At 59.6% G+C, this 742-nt stretch carries 2 protein-coding genes; both read right to left on the reverse strand.

The genetic code is table 11. The features are described from left to right. Positions 1-171 (reverse strand): DUF5681 domain-containing protein (locus ACOI1H_RS25985; RefSeq protein WP_422441242.1); only part of this gene is annotated, 171 nt, incomplete at its 3' end. Then, positions 168-742: DNA-methyltransferase (locus ACOI1H_RS25990; protein WP_422441241.1), on the reverse strand; the 575-nt coding region annotated here is incomplete at its 5' end. The genes ACOI1H_RS25985 and ACOI1H_RS25990, both read right to left, overlap by 4 nt.

The raw sequence follows: 742 nt of genomic DNA on the forward strand, positions 1-742 counted from the left end.
CGGCAGGTTGGGCTGTTTGGATTTAGCTCCTTTGGGGCGGCCTTTGGGATTGCCCGACTTGCCTTTCTTGAACCGGCTGGATTCTGGTGGCTTTGCGTATCCCACACTATATCCGGCACCTGCCTTCAGGTTGACTTTGGGCGGCGCGGCACCCGTCCCATCAATGCTCATTCGGCGGCCTCCAGGATCGGCTGTGTGTCGGTGCCCCACCCACACACAATCCTCTCGGCCTCATCCTTGGCATATGCCTCCCACCGGGCGATAATCGTATCGCAATAGAGCTCGTCGAGTTCACAGAGACGCGCATGACGTCCCGTCTTCTCTGCCGCAATCAGCGTCGAACCTGACCCGCCGAAGAGGTCGAGCACGACGTCGCCGCGGCCCGAAACATCCTTGATTGCATCGGCAATCATCTGCACCGGTTTCACCGTCGGATGCAGCGCCAGTTCCTCCATCCGGCCGACCCGCATCGTGTTCACACCCCGGTAATTCCAGACATTGGTTCGGTATCGTCCGTGCTGGCCCAGTTCGAACGTGTTCACGTGCGGTGCGTCTCCCTTCTTCCACGCGAAGATCAGCTCATGGCGCGAGCGGTAGAATGTGCCCATGCCGCCATTGTCCTTGGCCCAGACGATCATGTTCTTGAGTTCATCATAGCTCCCCTGCCCCGCGGCCAGCATCTCGCCCATATGACGCCAGTCCATGCAGATGAAGTGGATCGAACCATCGACGCTGTGATCGG

The organism is Loktanella sp. DJP18 (genome assembly GCF_049310965.1).
Lineage (GTDB): Bacteria > Pseudomonadota > Alphaproteobacteria > Rhodobacterales > Rhodobacteraceae > Loktanella.